Consider the following 21,088-nt stretch of genomic DNA (forward strand, 5'->3'; position numbering starts at 1 on the left):
TGCCACGAACGGGGCGACCGGACCTACTGGAGCGGCAGTACGCATGAAGTCCGCAACGTGGCCTGCACCAATTGCCACACCATCATGCGGAGCGTGTCGCAGAAATTCCAGCTCAAGACGGTTTACGAGCCCGAGACCTGCTTCCAGTGCCACAAGGACCGGCGTGCGCAAATGGCGCGCTCGTCGCACATGCCGCTGCGCGAAGGCAAGATGGTCTGCTCCGACTGCCATCAGCCGCACGGCACGGCGAATGAGGCGCTGCTGCGGACCGCTACCATCAATGAGACTTGCTACAAGTGTCATGCCGAAAAGCGCGGACCGTTCCTGTTCGAACACACGCCGGTTCGGGAAAATTGCCTGAACTGTCACGACGCGCACGGCTCGATCAACGAGTTCCTGCTGAAGGTTTCGCGGCCACGGCTTTGCACGCAGTGCCACGGGTTTGGCCATGCTCCGAGTGCCGGGCCCAACAGTTATCAGATCATGGGACGCGCCTGTAACAACTGCCACACGCAGGTTCATGGCACCAACAGCCCGTCAGGAGCGCTCCTCCACCGGTAAAGCCGACCGTACTGAACGAACGAACCACCGACTACCGTTCGACTCGAAACTAACGCCCACTGGGGGGCTAAAATGAAACCGCGATCTGGCGTACTTCTTACCTGCGCAACTGGGGCCCTCTTGATCGGCATGGCGCCGATGCAAGGTGCACTTGCGGCCGATGCCGACATCGCGCTCAAGGCGCCGCCGCCGGCGGTCGAACTCCCCTGGTGGACGCATGGCTTTGTGGAGCTCGGCGGCCGCGGCTTCCTCAACGATCCGACCTACGGCGGACACATCGTCAACGGCCAGGGCAGTCTCGCGAAGTTCTACGAATACCGCGATCTGAGGCCGGGGCCGTTTGGCGACTTCAACGTTGCCACCGGGAGCCGGAATGGCCTCTATGAAATCGACGCCTGGGGCTTCAACCCTGGTTACAGGGATCAGGCCTATAACGCCTATTTGTCAAAGGCCGGCGAACAGTATTTGAACCTGGAGTGGGACCAGACCCCCCACGTCTACAGCACCAGTTCCAGTACCCTGTTCAATACAAACGGCAACGCGCTGACGCTGGCCAATCCGAATATCGGCCACCAGATGTTTACCCAGGGTGGGGCGGGCTGGCCGACGGTCTTCAATACGCCGGCTGGAGTCACTGCCTTCAATACCAAGGCGGCCGCCGTCAGCACCATCATCAATCAGAATGTGCACCCCACCGATATCGGAATTTTGCGCGATACGGCGTCGGTCGATTATCGCTACACGCCGACCGACAACTGGGACATCAAAGCCAACTACTCCAACATGCGGAGAACCGGAAGTCAGGTCGACAGCGTTCTCTTCACGGCCACGAACACCGGCTCTCGTGTTGATGTCGCCAAGCCGGTCTCGGACAGGACCCAGAACTTCGGCGTGAATGGCGAGTACATCGGCACGTCCGCGTGGGGACAGAAGTTCAACGCGATGGTCGGCTATAACGGCTCCGTCTACACGGACGACTTCTCCGGCTACACGGTCCAGAATCCGTTCTGTGACACCGGATTCACCGGCGCATGTGCGGGAGCGGGAACAACTGCGACGGCTCCCCTTGCGCAGATGTCGACACCGCCCAGCAACCAGATGAACGGGATCACCGGTACCTTCGGCGCGGATTTGCCGGTCAACAGCCGCTACATGGGAACGGTTTCTTACAGCGGGATGCGGCAGAACGATCAGTTTCTGCCGTTCACGATCAACCCGGGCGTGAACCTCTTCCCCAACGCGGTATGGAATCCGGTAACCCAAAAATTCACGACCACCGGTACGGGGGTCCCCGGGAATTCACTTGCCTCACTTCCGGCGCAGAGCCTGAACGGGTCGATCAACACGCTGCTGATCAACAACGTCGTCACCACCCAGGTCACCTCGGATCTGAAAACGAAAGTCAGCTACCGCTATTACGATTACGACAACCAGACGCCACAGTTACAAATCAGCGACTGGATCATCGCGGACGCCACCTCGGCGAAAACGACCACGAATAGCTACGCCCCGGTGAATCCGCTGATGGTCGGCTATATCAAGCAGAACGGTGCGGCCGAGGCGACCTATCGACCGGTCAATTCGGTCAATCTCGGCGCCTCCTATGGTGTGGAGCACTACGATTTTACACGCTTCGACGCCGCTGCCACGACTGAAAACACCGTCAAGTTCTACGCGGACTGGAAACCCGCCAGCTGGGTCACGGCTCGGGCAAGCGCGTCCTATGGCGAACGCCGTGCAGGCGATTACGACTATCTCGGCAATGTCGGCATGTTCCAATGGCCGGTGCCGAACAAGAATTTCGGGCAGCCGGGAACAACCGTGTTGACCCCGTTCCCCAACTCCACCAACTACTCGGAGGCCTATCGGCAGTTCTATCTCGACGATCGCAACCGCAGCCAGGCCAAATTCCAGATCGATATCGATGTGATTCGCAATTTCACGGTCACGCCGACGATCAACATCCGTAACGACGGGTTTCTCCTGACCCAGAACGAGCTCGGTCTGACCAAGGACAATTCAACGGCCGTCGGGGTCGAGCTGGCCTATGCCACCACGCCCGACCTCAGGTTCCTGTTCTCGTATATGAATGAGCAGCGCAACCAGCAGCAACTCGTGTCGAGTACGAACCTTGCCCCGTATACGGCCGCTACGTCGTATATCTGTCCCAACACCAGCCCGAATGGGATCGGCGTCACCGCCACATATAACTGCCAATCCTATTCCTCGAGCATCAGCGACAGGGTGAATACCTTCATCTTCGGCGTGAACTATGCCGTCATTCCGCAGCGGGTTGAACTGGGTCTGAACTACACCCTGTCGATGGGCAAGAATTCTTCTCCGCTATTCATGCAGGATGGAACCGGACCGGTCATTTCAAACGCGCTCGGAAACAATATCGCGGCCGGACAATTCCCGGATGTTACGACGACCTTCCAGCGACTGGAGGCGAATGCGAAGTACACACTCGATCCGGACCTGGTCCACAGTCTGGGCTGGACGGGTGGCGTCTCGCTCAAGCTTCGTTACGCCTGGGAGCGCAACAGCGTGACCAACTGGAACACCGACTTGATGCAGCCCTATATGTACCAGACCCTGATGCAGTCACAGGTCGCCTTCTATCAGGCCTTGGCGGGGAACAATCCCAACTATAACGTCCATATGCTCGGCGGCACGATCGCCTGGGCCTGGTAGGTTCCGCCATCGGCAAGGCGGGATCACGATGCACTGCTTGGCGCGGCGCCCGATCGGCGCGCCATTGACCAACGTCTGATTTAGGTCAAGGCTGGCTTCTGCCCACTTGGTATCCAGACCGCAGGTCCTGCAAACAGGGCTGCCCCAGGCAGCCCCTCAGTAAAGTAACTTGATGATTCTCTGGCCTATTTTGACATTGATGACGGCAGGCGCCGTCATCGCTGTTTGGTGGCCGCTGGCGCGGCGGCAGAAGTCTGTCCGCTCGGGCAGCGATATTGAAGTCTATCGCGACCAGCTGGACGAGATTAACCGCGACGAGACGGCCAGCCTGATCGGCAACGTCGAGGCTGAGGCGGCTCGGATCGAAGTTTCACGCCGCCTGATCGCGGCAGCAGAGACCGCGAAGGCCGCAACCGTGGTCGCGGCGCCCGGCCCGGCGCGGGGCTACCGCCGTGCGACGCTCGCCGCCGCCATCGTGCTGTTGCCGCTCGGCGCCGGCGCCATCTATTTGTCGGTGGGATCGCCGAATTTCGTTCCGGTTTCGATGAACGCGGAAGCCAACGGGCAACCGCTTCCGGAGGGGATCGAGCAGACCGTCGCCGAGGTCGAGAAATATCTCGAGGCCAATCCCAAGAACGGCAAGGGCTGGGAGTTGCTGGCGCCCGTCTATCTCCGTCTCGGACGCTTCGACGATGCGGTCACGGCGCGGCGCAACGCGCTGGAGATATTCGGTCCGGACGCCGCGCGGTTGGGCGATCTCGGTGAAGCTATCACAGTGGCGTCCAATGGCGTGGTGACCGCGGAGGCCAAAGAACTGTTCCAGCGCGCCAACGCCGCTGATCCCCAAGATGTGATGGCGCAATATTATCTCGGGCTCAACGCCAAGCAGGAAGGCCGCCGGGATGAGGCCGTGCGGCGATGGACCGCCCTGATCTCGGGCGCAGGTGAGGGCGCCGAATGGCTGCCGATGGTCAGGAATGCGCTGGCGCAGGTCGACGAGAAGGGCCCGTCAGTCGTTGCCGGCGCCCAGCCGGCCGTTGCAGCACCTGCCGATCACAGTGACGGCGCCATCGAGGCGATGGTCGCGCGGCTGGCCGAGCGTTTGAAAACCAATGGTTCCGATGTCCCCGGCTGGATCCAGCTGGTGCGCTCCTATCGGGCGCTGGGAAAGACCGAGAAGGCCAAGGCGGCGATCGCCGAGGCGCAGGCCGCGCTGGCCAGCGATCAGGAAGCGCTGCAACGTCTGGGGCAGGGTCTTCAGGGGTTGGAAACCGAAGCCGTTTCCGATGCCGCCGGTCGCGGCGCAAACGGACCGGCGCCATCGGCGGCCAACGTCGCGACGCCGGGTCCGAACGCGAGCCAGGTCGCCGCCGCCGCGCAGATGGCGCCGGCCGATCGCAACGGCATGATCGAGAGCATGGTTTCGCGGCTTGCCCAGCGCATGGCGGAGAACGGCTCCGACGTTGACGGATGGCTGCGCCTGATCAAGGCCTATTCGGTGCTCGGCGAACGCGACAAGGCGCTGGCCGCCGCTGCCAGTGCCCGCGGCGCGCTCGCTGGCAACAGCGACAATCTGCGCCGCATCGGCGAGCTGACCAAAGAACTCGGACTGGAAGGCTCATGACACGGAAACAGCGGCGTCTCATCCTGATCGGCTCAAGCCTCGGCGTGCTCGCCTTCGCGGTGGCGCTGATCCTCGGCTCGCTGCGCGAATCGATTGTGTTTTTCAATTCGCCGACCGACATCGCCGAGAACAAGGCCGCGCCGGGCAAGCGGGTTCGCCTCGGCGGCATGGTGAAGATGGGCAGCCTGGAACGCGGCGACAATCTGCAGGTCCGCTTTGAGGTCACCGACGGCAACAAGGACATTCCGGTCAGCTTCCAGGGTATCGTGCCCGACCTGTTCCGCGAAGGGCAGGGCGTCATCGCCGAGGGGCACGTCGAGCCGGGCGGGACCTTCAAGGCCGAAACCGTGCTCGCCAAGCACGACGAAAATTACATGCCGCGCGAGGTCGTCGAGACCCTGAAGAAACAGGGTCACTGGCAGGAGACCTCGGCGCCAAACGCAGTTGCGGCCAAGGGAACTGCAAAGTGAATCTAAAGTGAATCTGGAGCTATCGCCATGATCGCCGAACTCGGTCAATACGCGCTGATTCTCGCGCTCGCGCTGGCGCTGATCCAGTCGTGGTCGCCCGTGATGGGCGCGCGCAAGGGCGATATGGCGCTGATGAAGCTCGCCGACTCGACGGCGCTGGCGCAATTTGCCTTCGTCGCGCTGGCTTTCGGCGCGCTCACCTTCTGCTACGTGACCTCGGATTTCTCGGTCGCCAATGTGTTCGAGAATTCGCACTCCCAGATGCCGCTGATCTACAAGTTCACCAGCGTCTGGGGCAACCATGAAGGCTCCATGCTGCTGTGGGTGCTGATCCTCGCCATCTTTGGCGCATTGGTGGCGGTGTTCGGCGTCAATCTGCCGGGGAGCCTCAAGGCCAATGTGCTGGCGGTACAGTCCTGGATCGCGTCCGCGTTCTACCTTTTCATTCTCTTCACCTCGAATCCGTTCCGGCGGCTGGCCGAGGTGCCGGTCGAGGGCCGCGATCTCAACCCGATCCTGCAGGATTTCGGTCTCGCGGTGCATCCGCCGATGCTCTATCTCGGCTATGTCGGCTTCTCCATTGCCTTCTCCTTCGCCGTGGCGGCCCTGATCGAAGGCCGCATCGATGCGGCGTGGGCGCGCTGGGTGCGGCCGTGGACGCTGCTCGCCTGGATGTGCCTGACGCTCGGCATCGCGATGGGCTCCTATTGGGCCTATTACGAACTCGGCTGGGGCGGCTTCTGGTTCTGGGATCCGGTCGAGAACGCTTCCCTGATGCCCTGGCTTGCCGGCACGGCGCTGTTGCATTCGGCGGTGGTGATGGAGAAACGCAATTCGCTCAAGGTGTGGACCATCCTGCTGGCCATCCTCACCTTCTCGCTGTCGCTGATCGGCACTTTCCTGGTGCGCTCGGGTGTGTTGACCTCGGTCCATACCTTCTCGAACGATCCCGCGCGCGGCCTTTTCATCCTGATAATCCTGATTGTGTTCATCGGCGGCAGCCTGTCGCTGTTTGCCTGGCGCGCGCCGCTGCTCAAGCAGGGCGGCCTGTTCGCGCCGATCTCGCGCGAAGCCGCGCTGGTGTTTAACAACCTGTTTCTGGCAACCGCCTGCGCCACCGTGTTCGTCGGAACGCTCTATCCGCTGGTGCTTGAGATGCTCACCGGCGACAAGATTTCGGTCGGTGCGCCGTTCTTCAATCTTACCTTCGGGCCGCTGTTCGTGCCGTTGCTGGTGGCGGTGCCGTTCGGGCCTCTCTTGGCCTGGAAGCGCGGCGATCTCTACGGGGTGGCGCAGCGCCTGCTCGCGGCGTGCGCCATCGCGATGGTTGGCCTTGCGGCGACCTTCGCGTTCGAAGGCACCAAGGCGGTGTTCGCGCCGTTCGGAATTGGACTGGCCCTGTTCGTGATGGCGGGCGCCGTCACCGATATCGCCGAACGCCTCGACCTGCGCAGCATGTCGCTCGAAATCATCGGGCGGCGCGCGGCCGGATTGCCGCGCTCGGCCTGGGGAACGGCGGTCGCGCATTTTGCGCTCGGCATCACGCTGCTCGGCCTTGTTTTCGCAACCAATTGGGGCAGCGAGCGCATCATCGCGCTGAAGCCGACGCAAACGGTTTCCATCAGCGGCTACGATCTCACTTTTGACGGCATGACGAGCCGCAACGGCTCGAACTACCGCGAAACCGCCGCACGCTTCACCGTGCGCAAGGGCGGCGCGGTGATCGGCGTCATGGAGCCGTCGAAGCGTGTGTTTCCGTCGCGCGACGGCATGTCGACCACCGAGGCCGCGCTGCTGACGCGCGGCGTCAGCCAGCTTTATCTCTCGCTCGGCGACAGCAACGCCGACGGCTCGATCGCGCTGCGGCTGTACCACAAGCCGCTGGTGCTGCTGATCTGGCTCGGCGCGCTGGTGATGGCGCTGGGCGGCGCGCTGTCGCTGTCGGACCGCAGATTGCGGATCGGCGCGCCGAAGCCGGCGTCGCGGATGCTGGCGCAGCCGGCGGAATGATTTTCTCCCCGACCGGGGTGGTTGCGCCGCGGCCAGGCGTGGCCCGGCTTGAAGGACGTCGAATGGTCTGGAGCGTTCGTTTTCTTCTGGTGATATTGGCGCTTCTCGGCGCCACGCCGCTTCATGCCGTGCAGGTCGACGAAATTCTGCCCGATCCCGCACTGGAGTCCCGCGCCCGCGACATCTCGGGCGAACTGCGCTGCATGGTGTGCCAGAACCAGTCGATCGACGATTCCGAGGCGCCGCTGGCGCGCGACCTGCGCCTGTTGGTGCGCGAGCGGCTCAAGGCCGGCGACAGTGACACCCAGGTGGTGGATTTCATGGTGGCCCGCTATGGCGAGTTCGTGCTGCTGAAACCCCGGGTGAACTGGCATACGGCGATCCTGTGGGCAGCGCCATTGACGATATTGTTCATCGGCTTGTTTGCGATCGGCTTTTCGGTGCTGCGCCGATCCGCCGGTACCCCGCTGCCCGAGGTTGCACAGCTCAGCGAAGGCGAGCGGCGGAAGCTGAACGCCATCCAGCGGTCGCAACCGGATGAGGCCTAGAGCATGATCCGGGAAAGTGGGCAGCGGTTTTCCGAAAAGATCGTGCTCAAACAAAAAGATAGAGCGAGATGACGATTCAACGAAAAGTCATCTCGCTCCAGGCGGCGAACCTGATTCCTGATCTGGATCAAGGCAATGGTTCCGGATCTCGGTTCTAGTAATGGGATGAAGCGGCGGACAGGCCTGTCAGAGGATCCTGGGGGACAGCAAGCATGATGGACTACAACGTCTTTTTCGATTCGGCCTTGAACCAGCTTCGGGACGAGCGCCGCTACCGGGTTTTTGCCGATCTTGAGCGTCTGGCAGGCCGATTTCCGCATGCAATCTGGCATTCGCCGGATGGCCCGAAGGACGTGGTGATCTGGTGCTCGAACGATTACCTCGGCATGGCGCAGCATCCGAAGGTGGTGGGGGCGATGGTCGAGACCGCCGCGCGGATGGGCACCGGAGCTGGCGGCACGCGCAATATCGCCGGCACCAACCATCCGCTGATCGAGCTCGAGCGCGAACTTGCCACCCTGCACGGCAAGCAGGCCGCGCTGGTCTTTACCTCGGGTTACGTCTCGAACGAGACCGGCATTTCCACGATCGCCAAGCTGTTGCCGAACTGCCTGCTGCTCTCCGACGCGCTCAACCACAATTCCATGATCGAGGGCGTGCGCAAATCCGGCTCCGAAAAGCAGGTGTGGCGCCACAACGATATGGCGCATCTCGAGCAATTGCTGCGCGAGGCGGACGCCGGGCGGCCGAAACTGATCCTGTGCGAGAGCCTGTACTCGATGGACGGCGACGTCGCGCCGCTGCATCGCATCTGCGATCTCGCCGAGCGCTACGGCGCGTTGACCTATGTCGATGAGGTTCACGCCGTCGGCATGTATGGGCCGCATGGCGGTGGCATCGCCGAGCGGGACGGCGCCATGGGGCGTATCGACATCATCGAAGGCACCCTGGCCAAGGCCTTCGGCTGTCTCGGCGGCTATATTGCCGCTAATGCAAATCTGATCGACGCCGTGCGTTCCTATGCGCCGGGCTTTATCTTCACCACCGCGCTGCCGCCGGCGGTCTGCGCCGCGGCAACGGCGGCGATCCGGCATCTGAAGTCGTCGCAGTGGGAGCGTGATCGCCACCAGGACCGGGCCGCGCGCCTGAAGCTTGTGCTCAACGCCGCGCGGCTTCCGGTGATGCAGAGCGACACCCACATCGTTCCGCTGCATGTCGGCGACCCCGAGAAATGCAAGATGGCGTGCGACCTGCTGCTGTCGGAACACGGCATCTATATCCAGCCGATCAACTATCCGACGGTGCCCCGGGGCATGGAGCGGCTGCGGATCACGCCGTCGCCCTATCACGACGACGCCTTGATCGACCGCCTCGCCGAAGCCCTGGTGGATGTCTGGGATCAGCTGAAGCTGCCGCGACAGCCGCGGGTTCTCGCCGCGGAATAATCCCGTTTGATGCGACAGCTTGGGCGGGCGCTACTGCGCCAGCACCTTTTTCAATCTCGACCTTGAGCACGCAGGGTTCGTTGGCTTGCACCCGTTGTCGAAGGTTCGCTCATCTCATGTCCGTTGTGCTGCGCGCGGAGCGCCTGACGACGCCGCCGGCTTCGAGCTCGCGCAGATGTCGCTGCTGGCGGCGATAGTCGACCGTGATCCAGCCGATCAGCATCAGCACGACCACTGTCACAAGCAAATAGGACGTCACGATGAAGGCCGCGTAGGGGCCGAGGTCCGATATCATTTCTTGATCCGGTCCAGTTCGGCACCGGCCACGAGATACTGCAAGGTGTGAATGTTGCACACTTCGCGGGCCCGCAGCATCGGCTTTCGGGCCTGCTCGTCATTGCGCTTTGCCAGCGCATCCTCGCCAGCGAACAGCGACAGATTGCATTCGCGGCCGCGTCCCATGGTTCCGTGGCTCGAGGCGGCCGAGACCTCCTCCAGCCTTATCTGGCCCAGGAAAAACGCAATCAGCGTTCCCGGCCACTGCTTCAGGTTGACCTTGCCGGCAAGCTTTCCGAGTTCTTCGGCATCATTGCGGCCCGCCCGCGCATGGGCGATGTGCAGCCAGGCCAGTTGGTAGGGAAGCCACAACACGTCGTCGGCCCGCGAACTCGCCCCCAGCGCCAGCGCCTTGTCGAAGTCGGCGGCGGCGGCATCATAACGGGCAGCCAGGAATTCGGCGTAACCGCGTTCGTTGTAGATATCCCAGGGGTCGAGGTTGGCGTCCCGGACATCGCTGGCCAGGGCCGCGCCGCAGTCCGCGATGGCCTCGTCATAGGCGCCCTTGGCACGCTCGCTTGCCGCTCGCTGCACCAGGGTCGAAGGCGTAGAATTGAGTTTCAATGCCGCAGTGAAATCGGCGATCGCCAGATCGAATTGCTGGTTCATGTGGTAGTTTTGCCCGCGGTCGATGCGAAGGCTTGCGTCGTCGGGCTTCACGCCGAGCACGACCGAGAAGTCGGCGATCGCGTTGTCGCGCAGGCGATGCCCGTCGTCGTGCCGGTCGAAGGCGTCGGCGATCAGGCTCTTGGCCGAATATTCCCGTCCACGGCCGATACGGGCGCTGAGTTGATCGTCGGCCGAGAGGTCGCCGGCGGCCAGCGCCTGGGTAAACAGCTGGATGGCTTCGTCGCTGCTGCCCTTTTCAGCCGCCGCGGTGGCGGCCTTGAGGTCAGTCACGCCGGCCGCCTGGACGTGGGTGACGAACAGGACCATGCAAATGGCCCAGGGAATCGATCTAACCATCATCCAATGAAATCCCTGCATTTGCGACTTGAGGCCGGGCCGCTTATAGCGCGCCAATCGGCAACTTGCGATCATTTCAACGCTAGGGTCGAAGGCGGGAAAAAGCTCAACGACACAAGGATTACTCTTGCTCGACGAGCAAAAAAAATCGCGCCTGCGTAGTCACTTATCGGCATAGCGGCGAACGGTTGTTGGAAATTTCCCCTCCGCGCGCCGAAACGTAAACAATTTATGAATTTATTTTAGACATTCGCGCGAAACATGGCAGCGGCTCGGCATTTTGAATCTACCAGCAAATTCAAAAGCTTGCGATTTCGCACGAAACTGGCAGACCGAATTGACGAGCGCCAAGTTGTTTTTGCCGGCACCCGCAGTGAATCATTTTCGTTGCGGGAAACAAGGCGCAATATACTTCTCTTCAAGAAGGCGGTTTCGAATCGCTTTTAGAGGCGGCCCTTCAGGGTACCAAATCCGACAAAGCTGCCGGTTCGCGCGCAATGCTGTTTTGCGCCACGGAAGAGGTATGTCCTATGCGACTCCAAAAAAGCAAAGCGTCTCGGGAGCGCCGCGATTCCGCAGGGCGTGCCCGGTCATTCGTCAAGAATTTCGCAGAGACTTGCAAGGATTTGGGCGTAATTGTCGGAACCTTATGCGCTGCTTTTGAACTTCTCGTCAGAATATCGACTACTCTTTTTTAGGTGAGCGCGGGCGTGTTCGTCACATTTTCACGAACTTTCGTGGCCAGCAGCCAGTGCGTGCGGGGCAACCCGATCCGGGTCAAAATGTGTCTCACGGCAATCCAGCTCAGGACGGCGATGGCCAGACCCGCGATCACGTCCGAAAAATAGTGGCTGCCGTCCACCGGCGTTGCCGCGATCATCGCAAGATTGAGCAGGGCGGCGATCCAGCCAACATATCTGACCGGCCACAGCGCGAAAGCAAACAGAAGCCCGAGCGCGGCATGCAGGCTCGGGAAGCTGATGATGCCTTCCGCGCCCTCCGCCACCAGTTGCCGAAGGGTGCCGTCGCGCAACCCGAAGAACGCCGGAAGCGGCAAATCCCGCGTGATCGGGACGATGGCGGGAGAATCCAGCGCGGACAGATGCAAATAGCCCCAAACGCCTTGCGCCGGCATGACCGCTGAAATGGCGATGGTAACAAGCGTCAACAGTATAAAGCTCAGAATAAAAATGCGCAGTCGCAAGGCATGTCCGGCGACACCCAGAACAATGACAACGGCGGTTGTCTGCACCGCAAAACTGGCATAGGCAGCCGCCAGGATCGCATGCAGCAACGGCACGGTGTTCATGATCGCAAGCCACGCCATCCACTCCAGGCCGAGACGATGGTCCAGGGCGGCAAGGCTACTATCCCACAGCGGAAATGCCGCGCTCGCGCCGAGGTACGACAGCGGGGCGCCAACCGCGGCAAACGCAATAATTTGCGCCGCGCTCATCAGCGCGTCCGCAAGAGGCGTGTCTTTTCTGATCGCCGAATAAAACCAGCTCGCCGATATCAGCACGGCCACAGCGAGAGCGGCTTTCCGGAACGAAGCCCATTCGATCTGGAAAGGTCCAAGCGCCGACGAGATCAACACGGCCCCCGCCACGCCCGCGATGACGATCCAGATCGCACGATCCGCGTGCTTGAGTTTGTCAGAACCTGTGTCCATCATCGAAGTGTCCGATTGACCGAATGGGAGCCGCTTATTGCCCGCGATAAAGCGGCCTCGGCCCTCTCGACGCCTTGACCGCGCGGTCACCCTAACCGCCTAAAATTGCACCTCCGTTAATTCATCGCGTAAACACTGCGGAGAGGCCTTTCGGGCGAGGCCGTCTCGCTCGACGATCGCCGCCCAAGGGGCACCAAGCTGGAAAATAAGGCCGCCAACGCGGCGCCGCAGACACCGGCGCATCGCAAAACTTGTCAAGAATGGGTTGGATTTTATCGGTCATGGCTCTATTGCGTGGTGTGGCCCGAGTCGATGTGCAGTCGCCGGGGGATAGCTTTGATCCGGCGGTCCGATGACATGGTTTCCTCCGATTGGCAGGTCATGACGGCCTGGGCGCGCGCTGGCTCGGATCGGTCCGTGGCGATGGTGGTCTTCGCGCTGCTGGCCGCCGCCTCGCTTCTGCCCGTGCTGCTGACGCCGATTCCGGCGATGGTCGATTTTCCCAATCACCTCGCCCGCATGTATCTTCTGAGCCAGAACGGCACGCCCGATGCCAACCCGTATTACGAGGTGGCCTGGGCGCTCTATCCCAATCTGGCGATGGATTTGCTGGTGCCGCAGATGGCGCGGCTGATCAGCGTCGAAAACGCCACCCGGCTGTTTCTGCTCTTGAGCCAATTGTTGATCGTCGGCGGCGCGCTCGGGCTCGAACGGGTCGTGAAGGGGCGGGTCCATCTCGCCGGCTTCGCGGCGCTGATGTTTCTTTACTGCCTGCCGTTTAGCTGGGGCTTTGTGAATTTCGAATTCGGTCTCGGCCTCACGCTCTGGGGCATCGCCGCCTATCTGATGGTGGCGGAGCGCGCATGGCCGCTGCGTTTCGTCGTCAACGCGGTTTTCGTCGCCGCGCTGTTTGCGGCGCATTTCTTTTCGCTGGGCGTCTATGGCGCGACGCTCGGGTGCTATGAGCTGTGGCACGCCCACAACCGGAAAGTGCCGTACCGTGACGCCGCCTTGCGGCTCGTGGTGCTCGCCGCGCCGGCGCTGGCGCTGTTCTGGGTCATGCGATGGACCGCCGGATCGATCGGAAGCGAGGGCACGACCTGGCTGTTTGAATTCAAGCCGCTCTGGCTGTTTCGCATCATGAACGGCTACAATTTGACAGTGTCGGCGGCCACTGCGCTGGCGCTGGTCGCGTTGCTGCATCTCGCGGCCAGACGCGGCGTTCTGAAGCTCGAACCGGCCGGGATCTGGCTCGCGATCGGCTTTGCCCTTCTATATCTTGCGATCCCGTCGAAGCTTTTCGGCACCTCGTTTGTCGACCTGCGGGTGATCCCGGCGGCGGCCCTGATCATTCCGGCGTTCTGCTCGCTGTCGCTGCCCAGCCGGCGGTGGACCATGGCGGCGCTCGCCGCGGTCAGCGCCATCACGCTCGCCAATCTCACTGTGGTGTATGCGGTCTGGCTACCTTATCGCGCGGACTATGCGGCCATCATCGCGTCGTTCGACAAGATCGAGCGCGGTTCGCTGCTGCTGGTCGGCAGCAGCGGCGAGGGCGAAGATCCGCCGTTCAACGACCTCACGCAATATCCCATGTTTTATGCTCCGACGCTGGCGGTGCACTACGCCAACGCCTTTGTGCCGAACGTGTTCACCGAGGTGGGCAAGCAGCCGGTGCAGCCGCGCGCCGCCGTCCGCGGTCTCGCCATCCCCTATGGCGGGCCGGTGCCGGTCCGGGTGCTTGCCGCGATCGCGGCGGGCCAAACGCTCTCCGGCATCCCGCCTTTCATCCGCGCCTGGCAGCGCGACTACGACTATCTCTATGTGCTCGGTCCGGGCACGGTGAACCCGCTGCCGGACCTGCTGGAGGAATTGGACAGGTCCGCGCGCTTTGTTCTCTACAAGATCCGCCGCACGCCCTAGTTCAGGGCTGTGCCAGCCGACGATCCTCCGCGTCTGCGAGCGCCGCACGATCGGCCAGAATCAGGCCATCCGGCTGTCGATCCCATCGCGCCTGAAACCGGCCAAACCGCCCGAAAAGGGCCCCTCCTTAACGGTTGCGGCAAGGCCGCCTTAACTATCGGCGGTCTAGACTCCGGCCCATTCAACGGAGTGGAACCTCTCAAATGGCGGCCGATTCCAAGCCGATCAGCTACAGCATCGTGATTCCGGTGTTCAACGAGGAAGCCGTGCTGCCGGTGCTGCTGCACCGGCTCGATCTGCTGCTCGCCCGGCTTTCCGAGCCGGCGGAGGCGATCCTCGTCGATGACGGCAGCAGCGATTCCGGCCCCCTGGTGCTGCAGGCGCTCGCCAAGCGCGACCCGCGCTTCCGCTATATCGGCCTGTCGCGCAATTTCGGCCACCAGGTCGCTATCACCGCCGGCATGGACGCGGCGCAAGGCCAGGCGATCGTCGTCATGGATGCCGATCTGCAGGACCCGCCCGAGATCGTCGAGCAGTTGATCGCCAAGTGGCAGGAAGGCTACGACGTCGTCTATGCGCGCCGCCTGACGCGCGCCGGCGAAAGCCGGTTCAAGCGCGCCACCGCCCATTTGTTCTATCGGCTGCTCGACAGCATATCCTCGGTCGGCATCCCGGCCGACGTCGGCGACTTCCGCCTCATCGACCGCAAGGTGCTCGACGCGCTGCGCCAGATGCCGGAGCAGGACCGCTTCGTGCGCGGCATGATCGCCTGGCTCGGCTTCCGTCAGACCGAAGTGACTTTCCATCGCCTCGAGCGCGCCGCCGGCGAAACCAAATATCCGCTGTTCAAGATGGCGCGGCTGGCGCTCAACGCGGCGCTCGGCTTTTCCGACGCGCCGTTGCGGCTGGCGGTCTGGTGTGGGCTCGTGGTGTCGGGCCTGGCGCTGCTCTATGGCGGCTGGGTGCTGATATTGTGGATGAGCAACGACAGCCATCTGGTCGCCGGCTGGTCCTCGACGATCGTCATCGTGTCGCTGCTATGTGGGATGAACATGCTGATGACCGGCATCGTCGGACTTTATGTCGGCCGCATCCATGCCGAGGTGAAGCGCCGCCCGCTCTATGTGGTGCAGAAGCGGCTCGGCTTCGAGCGCGAGCAGGCCGTGCCCGCGCGCCCTTCGATCCACGCCGTGCACGAATAAGCGAGCCCGCATGACCGAGCTGTTCGACAGCTACCGCAGCAACTACCGCGACGTGGTCCAGTCCTCGATCGACTTCTCCGGCCTGCCGCACAGTTTCTTCATGCGCGCCAAGGCCGACCTGCTGCGCGACCTGATCGCGCGGCGGCTCGGGCCGGAAAAGCCCGCCATGCTCGATGTCGGCTGCGGCGTCGGCAGTTTTCATCCCCTGTTGCGCGGTATGGTCGGCCGCCTCAGCGGCATCGACGTTTCCTCGGCCAGCATCGCGCAGGCGCGCGCCGACAACCGCGACGTCGACTACCAGGGTTTCGACGGCAGCAGCTTTCCGTTCGACGACGCCGGCTTCGATCTGGTGACCGCGATCTGCGTGCTGCACCACGTCGCCCCCGCCCAATGGCAGCATTTCATCAACGAGATGCGGCGCGTATTGCGGCCCGGGGGACTGATCTGCGTCATCGAGCACAATCCGCTCAATCCGCTGACCCGGCTTGCCGTGTCGCGCTGCGAATTCGACCGCGACGCGGTCTTGCTCGGCGCCGGCAAGGCGCGGAAACTGCTGGCGGCCGGCGGCTTGCACGAGATCGGCGCGCGCTATTTCCTGCTGTTGCCCTGGGAGGCGAAGCCCGCGCGTGTCGTGGAAGGCGCTCTGAGCAACGTGCCGCTCGGCGCGCAATACGCCGTTTTCGGCACCGCCTGAGCTATTTCTTCGGCGCATCCCGCCGTTTGTGCACCACCGCCACGTCGTCGCTGTAGACGCGCTGCCAGTCCGGCAGGCGGTCGAGCAGCGCCACCGCCGGCGTGTCCGCCTCAAGCAGCGTCGCGCCGAATTTGTACTGGTCGAGCAGTTCGAGGAAATCGCGCAGGTCGGCCAGCGACACGTCGCGATTGTAGCGCACGATGAATGGGCCGCCGAACAATTCGCCGCGACCGTCGATGAAAGTGGGAATGCCGGCGAAGATCAGATAGCCGCCGAACGAATAATCGTTGAGCACGGGCCCCGCCCCGGCGAGACCCGCATTGGCCACGGCCGCCGCCGGCGTGTTGTGCGGCGGCGGGCGCAGGTCGCGCACCAGCAGCAGTCCGGTTGCAACGATCATCGCGGCCACGGCCGCCAGGTTGACGCCGCGCGCCGGGCCGGCCGGTTCGTCCTCGGCCCGCGCGCCAAACTGCCGCGCCAGCGGCGCCGCCAGATAGAGCGGCGCCAGCATGGCCAGCAGGTCCGCATGGCGCACCTGCGACAATGCAAAATGTATCAGACCGAGCAGCACCAGCGCCCGCACCACCGGCAGCGTCACCCCGCGCGACAGCGCGAAGATGCCTGCCAGCAACAGCAACTCGAAGGCGCCGACATGGCTGAAATCCTGCGGCCGCCATTCCGAGATCCAGCCGAGCGCGGGGCCGAGGCCGAGCGTCTTGAGCGGCATCAGCAGCGAGTCCGGCCCGTAGGGCGTCAGGCAGCATGCGGCGACCGCCAGGGCTGTGAACGGCAGCCAGCGCAGCAGCACGCGCGGCCATTCGCTGCGCTTCTCGTCGAGCAGCGCCTCGAGCACGGCCGGCCCGATCAGCCCGAGCGCGAGCACCACGCTGCCGTGCAGATTGGCCCACAGCACCAGCAGCGGCAGCGCCCAATAGGGTGGCGGCGCACGCCGGTCCATGCAGCGCACCAGTGCGGCCGCCCACGCCACCATGATCGGCAGCGTCAGCACGTGCGGCCGCGCCAGAATATGCGGCGCCAGCAGTATCATCGCCGCGATGACCATGAGCAGCGCCGGTGTCGGCGCAAGCTCGCGCAGCAGGAAGCGGGTCAATAGACCGACGGCGAGCGCAACCGCCGCCGCCGCCAGCGCCACCACGCCGGCCCAGCCGGAAAGCGCATAGACCGCCGCGTAGATGACTTCCGACAGCCATTCGAAAGTGATCCAGGGCGCACCATGCATGGAAAAGGAGAACGGGTCGCTCGCCGGCACCGCGCCGTGTGCCATGATCCAGCGCCCGACCGCGATATGAGAATAGCTGTCCGGATCGTTCAGCAGCCGCGGCCCGAGCGCCAGCAGCAGGACATAGACGCCCGCGCCCGCCAGCCAGGGCAGCGCCGCACGCGCCGGGAACGGTTTAGCCGTGCTGCGGATGACCTCATCGCTCATGATGGGCGAAGGTAAGGCGGCAGCGTTAATTCTCCTTTACCGTTGGCCGCGTCCGGTCAACCGCGGTTCACGATGGCGCCCATTCGCTACCGGCGAGCGCCGAGCGAGATTTGAATGGCTTCAGGCGCCTGGCAGCCGTGGTGAGTTGAATAGATGACGATCCGGTTCGCCAGCCGGGACAAAACGTCCTTCAGCAGCCGCGAAGCCTGGCCGGAATCCAGGTGCTCGACGGGCTCATCAAGCAGAACAACCGGGCTTTCGCTGAGAAGGGCGCGGGCAAGGTTTAGCCGCTGCGCTTCGCCGAGGGACAGCATGTCCTGGCTGATCCAGGCACCAAGACCACCCGCAGCTTCAATTCGATCCTTGAGCTCGACGGTTGCGAGCGCCCGCCAGCATTCTGTTTCCGAAGCGTCGGGCGCGAACAGGTTCTCGCGAATGGTATCGGAAAGGATGGCTGCATCGTGCAGGCACAGATGCGACACGGCCCGGCGATAGGCGCCGAGCATCACAACATTATCGCCAATGAACTGGCCATGATTGTCCGCGCCGATCCAGCCGGCGATCTGCTTGAGCAGGGTCGTCTTGCCGGATCCGCTTGCGCCGACCAGGGCGGTGGGGCGTCCGGCCTGGAAGGTCAGGTTCAGTGCGCCACCGAGGCAGCGGCCGTCCGGCGTCTGTCGCGGGACGTTCTTCAGCGTGAGTGTCTGCAGCACAACTGGAGCCGGCGACGACGCAACGTCTCCGCCCGGCACCGTCCAGTCCTTGAGGCTCTCGCGGGCGGCATTTTCCCGCACCCGCCCCAGCACGATGCGCGAGACGCCCTGTGCCGTTTCCCCCAGGGCAAGCCAGCCAAACGCGAGAAAAGCCGGAACAAGAAGCGAGCCGCCGCGATAGCCGGCATGCCACGCTGCGAGCAGAATACTGAGCGCGGCAAGCGGGCTGGCAAGGCCGGCCATCATATCGAGCACGGCAAGCGCGCGGCGTTGAGCGATCCGGCTGGCTTCGGCTTCATTGAAGCGAGCAAAGGCGTTTGCCAGAATGGTGGCGAAGGCTCGCTCGGCCTGTAGCGGGACGACCGAACCCAGCGCCGCCCCGAGCCGCCGCCCGGCGGCTCGCTGCGATAATCTTGCCACGGTCCAAAATTGGGCTACCCGCGGCAATGCCCGACGCAGCGTCACCACCACGGCAACCGACACGACTGCGATCGGCCCGAGGGCGAATGGTGTCAGCACCGCGGTCGCGCCGATCAAGGCGGCGAGTCCGGCCATCAGCACCACCGCCGGCATGCCCACGCGCAAGCGTGCGTAATCGACGTCTTCCACGTCCTCCATGTAATCGGACAGCCGGTCCTGGTTGCCAAGCTGCCAGCTCGCGGCGCGGGCTGAGGGCGCCCGCGCCATCGCGGTGAAGAGCCGCGCGCGGCGGCTCACCTGGTCGAGCAGGGCGGCGCGATGCCCCACGACGCGCTCGCCGTATTTTCCGGCGGTTTTGCTCAGCGCGAACAGCCGCACGAAGGCCGCCGGCGTATGAAAATTGAAAACCAGCGCGGCCGGTCCCAGTCCGGCCAGCGCAACCGCACCGAGGAACCAGACCGAGATGCCGGTCAGCAGGATGCCGGAAGCTGCCGCTGCGACGGCAAACAGCAGGGCCAGCCGCCACGGCGATTTCCCGCGCGCCGGCGCGGGGGAGAGCGTCGCTGCGACGCTGGAGGTGACGGCATGAAGGCTCATGCGGCAAAAGCCTTCCGGTTTTGCCGTTGCGGAAGCAGGACGTGATGACGGCTGGCCGCTTCGATCAGCTCCTCGTCGTGGGTCGCGACGACGACCAGACGCTGCCCGGCCACGTCCGTCAGCACCCGCCGCACCAGCCTGGCGGTCTGGGGATCGAGCTTGGCCGTCGGCTCGTCGGCGAGAACCACGCCAGCGGACAGCAGCATTCGGGCAATCCCGATGCGCATGCGCTGACCGCCGGACAGATTGCTTCCACCTTCCGCAACAGGTGCGTCGAGCCCGCCCGGCAGCAGCCTTTCATCGAGCAACCCGACGCGTTCGGCCGCGCGCTGCACCGCGGCGCGGTCAAGGGCGCCACGATTCCACGCGATGGCGTCGGCGAGCGTTCCCGCCGGTACGTAAGTCTCGGTCGATATCCAGTCGCATCCGGCCGCCATCACTTGCGGCAGGGAAGCAACGTCGCACGATGGCGTCTCGATTCCGGCCAGCATGCGGAGCAGGGTCGACTTTCCGGATCCACTTGGCCCTGAAACGACGACGAGGCCGAAGGAAGGCAGCTCGGTCACGTCACCGGCGCCTTGGGGAACGAACGGCTTCGCCGGACCATTCCCGTCACAGCTTGATGCGGCGTCGGGCTGATCGAAAAACCAGTCCAGCTCCTTGGCCGCGGCCTGTCCCTCGGCCTTGACGTGATACAGCTCGGCATACCGCCGGAACGGCACGAAAAATTCCGCGGAGATGATGAGGATGAACAGGGTTTGCCAGAGCGCCAGGCCGGAAAAGCCCGGGACGTGCACGAGCCCAAGATGGCCTAGCCCGAGGAACACCGCGAGAACGGCGATGGCGAGGGCGGAGAAAAAATCGATGATCCCGGCATTCAGGAACGCCACCTTGAGTACGCCCATCGTGCTGTCCGCGTAAACGTTCATCCGTCGTTCGATCTTGCCGCGTTCGCGGGACAGAGCGTGATTGGCGAGGACGGTCGGCAGCGTGCGGATGCGGTCGGAAAATTGTGCGGCGAGGCGGCCGAAGGCCTTCTCCTGGACCTCGGCCTTGCCGCGGATCACGCTGCCGAGCATCACAAAGAAGACGACCATCACGGGGATGGCGAGGAGCAGCGTGAGCGCCGCTTCCCATGACAGCAAGGTGAGCGCTGCGGCGACGAGCAAAGGGGCGATACCGAGCAGGGATTTCGCGGCGCTGTGGCTGATCACGAGGCTGGCGAGTGCAGGAGGGTGACGCTGCAGGCCGGCGATGAGCGCCCCGGCGGGTTTGGTGCGGATGTGAGCGGGCGACATTCCGGAGAGGGTATCCTGAATGGCAGCGCGGAGCCGATCGACCAGCTCGGCCTCGCTGCCTGCCGCCCGAAGATCGGCGAAAAGTCCGGCAGCGCCCGACAGAACGAGGCCGGCAAGCGCGAAAATCAACTCAGCCATGCCGAATGTGCCGTCCTCGATCAGGCGGCCGGCGAAAGCCGCCAGCGACCCGGCAAAGAAAATGCGAAACAGCGTTCGCGCGATTTGCCAATAGAGTGTCGCGCGAAACCCCGCCGCGCCGATGTTGCGGGCCAGATCCAGCGCGGCGCTACTCTGAACTGAGGCTTCGCGGGAACGTCGCGCGGGCGGTCGGACCCCGCCGTGGCCGGTCGGCTGTGCATCCTTCATCATTCGCAATTTATTGATTGATCTTGGGGGATGTCCGTTGATCTCCCTCAATGTTGGGCCGGCTCGCCAAGGCTAGCTGACTGCGACGTTTGAAAAGGGACCTGA

General features: G+C 63.6%; 16 protein-coding genes. 10 read left to right on the plus strand and 6 right to left on the minus strand.

Annotated features, from left to right (window positions below):
• From E8A46_RS11250 to hemA, 7 genes are all read left to right on the plus strand, one after another.
• Positions 1–561, plus strand: a 561-nt coding sequence (locus tag E8A46_RS11250) for a DmsE family decaheme c-type cytochrome (protein ID WP_291560464.1), incomplete at its 5' end; no start/stop codon positions are given.
• 129 nt (positions 562–690) lie between these two features.
• Positions 691–3,255, plus strand: a complete 2,565-nt coding sequence (locus E8A46_RS11255; RefSeq protein ID WP_291560501.1) for an MtrB/PioB family outer membrane beta-barrel protein — start codon at positions 691–693, stop codon at positions 3,253–3,255.
• 172 nt (positions 3,256–3,427) lie between these two features.
• Positions 3,428–4,879, plus strand: a complete 1,452-nt coding sequence (gene ccmI, locus E8A46_RS11260; RefSeq protein ID WP_291560465.1) for a c-type cytochrome biogenesis protein CcmI — start codon at positions 3,428–3,430, stop codon at positions 4,877–4,879.
• On the plus strand, positions 4,876–5,349 hold the full coding sequence (ccmE, locus tag E8A46_RS11265; protein WP_291560467.1) for a cytochrome c maturation protein CcmE: 474 nt from the start codon (positions 4,876–4,878) through the stop codon (positions 5,347–5,349). The genes ccmI and ccmE overlap by 4 nt, the downstream gene beginning before the upstream one ends.
• A 27-nt stretch (positions 5,350–5,376) precedes the next feature.
• Positions 5,377–7,359 carry a heme lyase CcmF/NrfE family subunit gene (locus E8A46_RS11270; protein WP_291560468.1) on the plus strand — a complete coding sequence of 661 codons (1,983 nt, stop codon included), beginning with the start codon at positions 5,377–5,379 and terminating at the stop codon, positions 7,357–7,359.
• Between the two features lie 62 nt (positions 7,360–7,421).
• On the plus strand, positions 7,422–7,907 hold the full coding sequence (locus E8A46_RS11275; protein WP_291560469.1) for a cytochrome c-type biogenesis protein: 486 nt from the start codon (positions 7,422–7,424) through the stop codon (positions 7,905–7,907).
• A 215-nt stretch (positions 7,908–8,122) separates the two neighbouring features.
• A complete protein-coding gene (gene hemA, locus E8A46_RS11280; RefSeq protein WP_291560503.1) occupies positions 8,123–9,352 on the plus strand; it encodes a 5-aminolevulinate synthase in 1,230 nt (409 codons plus the stop codon).
• Between the two features lie 109 nt (positions 9,353–9,461).
• Here the strand turns inward: hemA and ccmD are convergent, their stop codons facing one another.
• The 3 genes from ccmD to E8A46_RS11295 form a co-directional block, all read right to left on the minus strand.
• Positions 9,462–9,647: a heme exporter protein CcmD gene (ccmD, locus tag E8A46_RS11285; RefSeq protein ID WP_291560471.1), complete on the minus strand. Its 186-nt coding sequence runs from the start codon at positions 9,645–9,647 to the stop codon at positions 9,462–9,464.
• Positions 9,644–10,657, minus strand: a complete 1,014-nt coding sequence (locus tag E8A46_RS11290) for a hypothetical protein (protein ID WP_291560473.1) — start codon at positions 10,655–10,657, stop codon at positions 9,644–9,646. The genes ccmD and E8A46_RS11290 overlap by 4 nt, the downstream gene beginning before the upstream one ends.
• A gap of 691 nt (positions 10,658–11,348) precedes the next feature.
• Positions 11,349–12,329 (minus strand): phosphatase PAP2 family protein, encoded by a 981-nt coding sequence (locus E8A46_RS11295; RefSeq protein WP_291560475.1) that lies wholly within the window; start codon positions 12,327–12,329, stop codon positions 11,349–11,351.
• A 354-nt stretch (positions 12,330–12,683) separates the two neighbouring features.
• Between E8A46_RS11295 and E8A46_RS11300 the strand changes: the two genes are divergently transcribed.
• The 3 genes from E8A46_RS11300 (at position 12,684) to E8A46_RS11310 (ending at position 16,142) form a co-directional block, all read left to right on the plus strand.
• The gene (locus E8A46_RS11300; protein WP_291560477.1) at positions 12,684–14,246 is read left to right on the plus strand and encodes a hypothetical protein; all 1,563 of its coding nucleotides are present in this window, start codon (positions 12,684–12,686) and stop codon (positions 14,244–14,246) included.
• Between the two features lie 203 nt (positions 14,247–14,449).
• Entirely contained in the window at positions 14,450–15,448 is a 999-nt protein-coding gene (locus tag E8A46_RS11305; RefSeq protein WP_291560480.1) for a glycosyltransferase family 2 protein, read from the plus strand.
• A gap of 10 nt (positions 15,449–15,458) precedes the next feature.
• Positions 15,459–16,142 carry a class I SAM-dependent methyltransferase gene (locus E8A46_RS11310; RefSeq protein WP_291560482.1) on the plus strand — a complete coding sequence of 228 codons (684 nt, stop codon included), beginning with the start codon at positions 15,459–15,461 and terminating at the stop codon, positions 16,140–16,142.
• A gap of 1 nt (position 16,143) precedes the next feature.
• On the opposite strand, the gene E8A46_RS11315 is transcribed toward E8A46_RS11310, so the two are convergent.
• The 3 genes from E8A46_RS11315 to E8A46_RS11325 form a co-directional block, all read right to left on the minus strand.
• Positions 16,144–17,589 (minus strand): hypothetical protein, encoded by a 1,446-nt coding sequence (locus tag E8A46_RS11315; protein ID WP_291560483.1) that lies wholly within the window; start codon positions 17,587–17,589, stop codon positions 16,144–16,146.
• A gap of 86 nt (positions 17,590–17,675) precedes the next feature.
• Complete coding sequence (locus E8A46_RS11320) at positions 17,676–19,319, minus strand: ATP-binding cassette domain-containing protein (protein WP_291560485.1); 1,644 nt, start codon at positions 19,317–19,319, stop codon at positions 17,676–17,678.
• Positions 19,316–20,986, minus strand: a complete 1,671-nt coding sequence (locus E8A46_RS11325) for an ATP-binding cassette domain-containing protein (protein ID WP_291560487.1) — start codon at positions 20,984–20,986, stop codon at positions 19,316–19,318. The genes E8A46_RS11320 and E8A46_RS11325 overlap by 4 nt, the downstream gene beginning before the upstream one ends.
• Positions 20,987–21,088 lie beyond the last annotated feature (102 nt).

Source organism: Bradyrhizobium sp., assembly GCF_004799445.1.
Lineage (GTDB): Bacteria > Pseudomonadota > Alphaproteobacteria > Rhizobiales > Xanthobacteraceae > Bradyrhizobium.

Coding starts and splice junctions, on each gene's coding strand:
- E8A46_RS11255 (WP_291560501.1), top strand. CDS start 691: ATGGCGCCGATGCAAGGTGCACTTGCGGCCGATGCCGACATCGCGCTC.
- ccmI (WP_291560465.1), top strand. CDS start 3,428: ATGATTCTCTGGCCTATTTTGACATTGATGACGGCAGGCGCCGTCATC.
- ccmE (WP_291560467.1), top strand. CDS start 4,876: ATGACACGGAAACAGCGGCGTCTCATCCTGATCGGCTCAAGCCTCGGC.
- E8A46_RS11270 (WP_291560468.1), top strand. CDS start 5,377: ATGATCGCCGAACTCGGTCAATACGCGCTGATTCTCGCGCTCGCGCTG.
- E8A46_RS11275 (WP_291560469.1), top strand. CDS start 7,422: ATGGTCTGGAGCGTTCGTTTTCTTCTGGTGATATTGGCGCTTCTCGGC.
- hemA (WP_291560503.1), top strand. CDS start 8,123: ATGGACTACAACGTCTTTTTCGATTCGGCCTTGAACCAGCTTCGGGAC.
- ccmD (WP_291560471.1), bottom strand. CDS start 9,647: ATGATATCGGACCTCGGCCCCTACGCGGCCTTCATCGTGACGTCCTAT.
- E8A46_RS11290 (WP_291560473.1), bottom strand. CDS start 10,657: ATGATGGTTAGATCGATTCCCTGGGCCATTTGCATGGTCCTGTTCGTC.
- E8A46_RS11295 (WP_291560475.1), bottom strand. CDS start 12,329: ATGATGGACACAGGTTCTGACAAACTCAAGCACGCGGATCGTGCGATC.
- E8A46_RS11300 (WP_291560477.1), top strand. CDS start 12,684: ATGGTTTCCTCCGATTGGCAGGTCATGACGGCCTGGGCGCGCGCTGGC.
- E8A46_RS11305 (WP_291560480.1), top strand. CDS start 14,450: ATGGCGGCCGATTCCAAGCCGATCAGCTACAGCATCGTGATTCCGGTG.
- E8A46_RS11310 (WP_291560482.1), top strand. CDS start 15,459: ATGACCGAGCTGTTCGACAGCTACCGCAGCAACTACCGCGACGTGGTC.
- E8A46_RS11315 (WP_291560483.1), bottom strand. CDS start 17,589: ATGAGCGATGAGGTCATCCGCAGCACGGCTAAACCGTTCCCGGCGCGT.
- E8A46_RS11320 (WP_291560485.1), bottom strand. CDS start 19,319: ATGAGCCTTCATGCCGTCACCTCCAGCGTCGCAGCGACGCTCTCCCCC.
- E8A46_RS11325 (WP_291560487.1), bottom strand. CDS start 20,986: ATGATGAAGGATGCACAGCCGACCGGCCACGGCGGGGTCCGACCGCCC.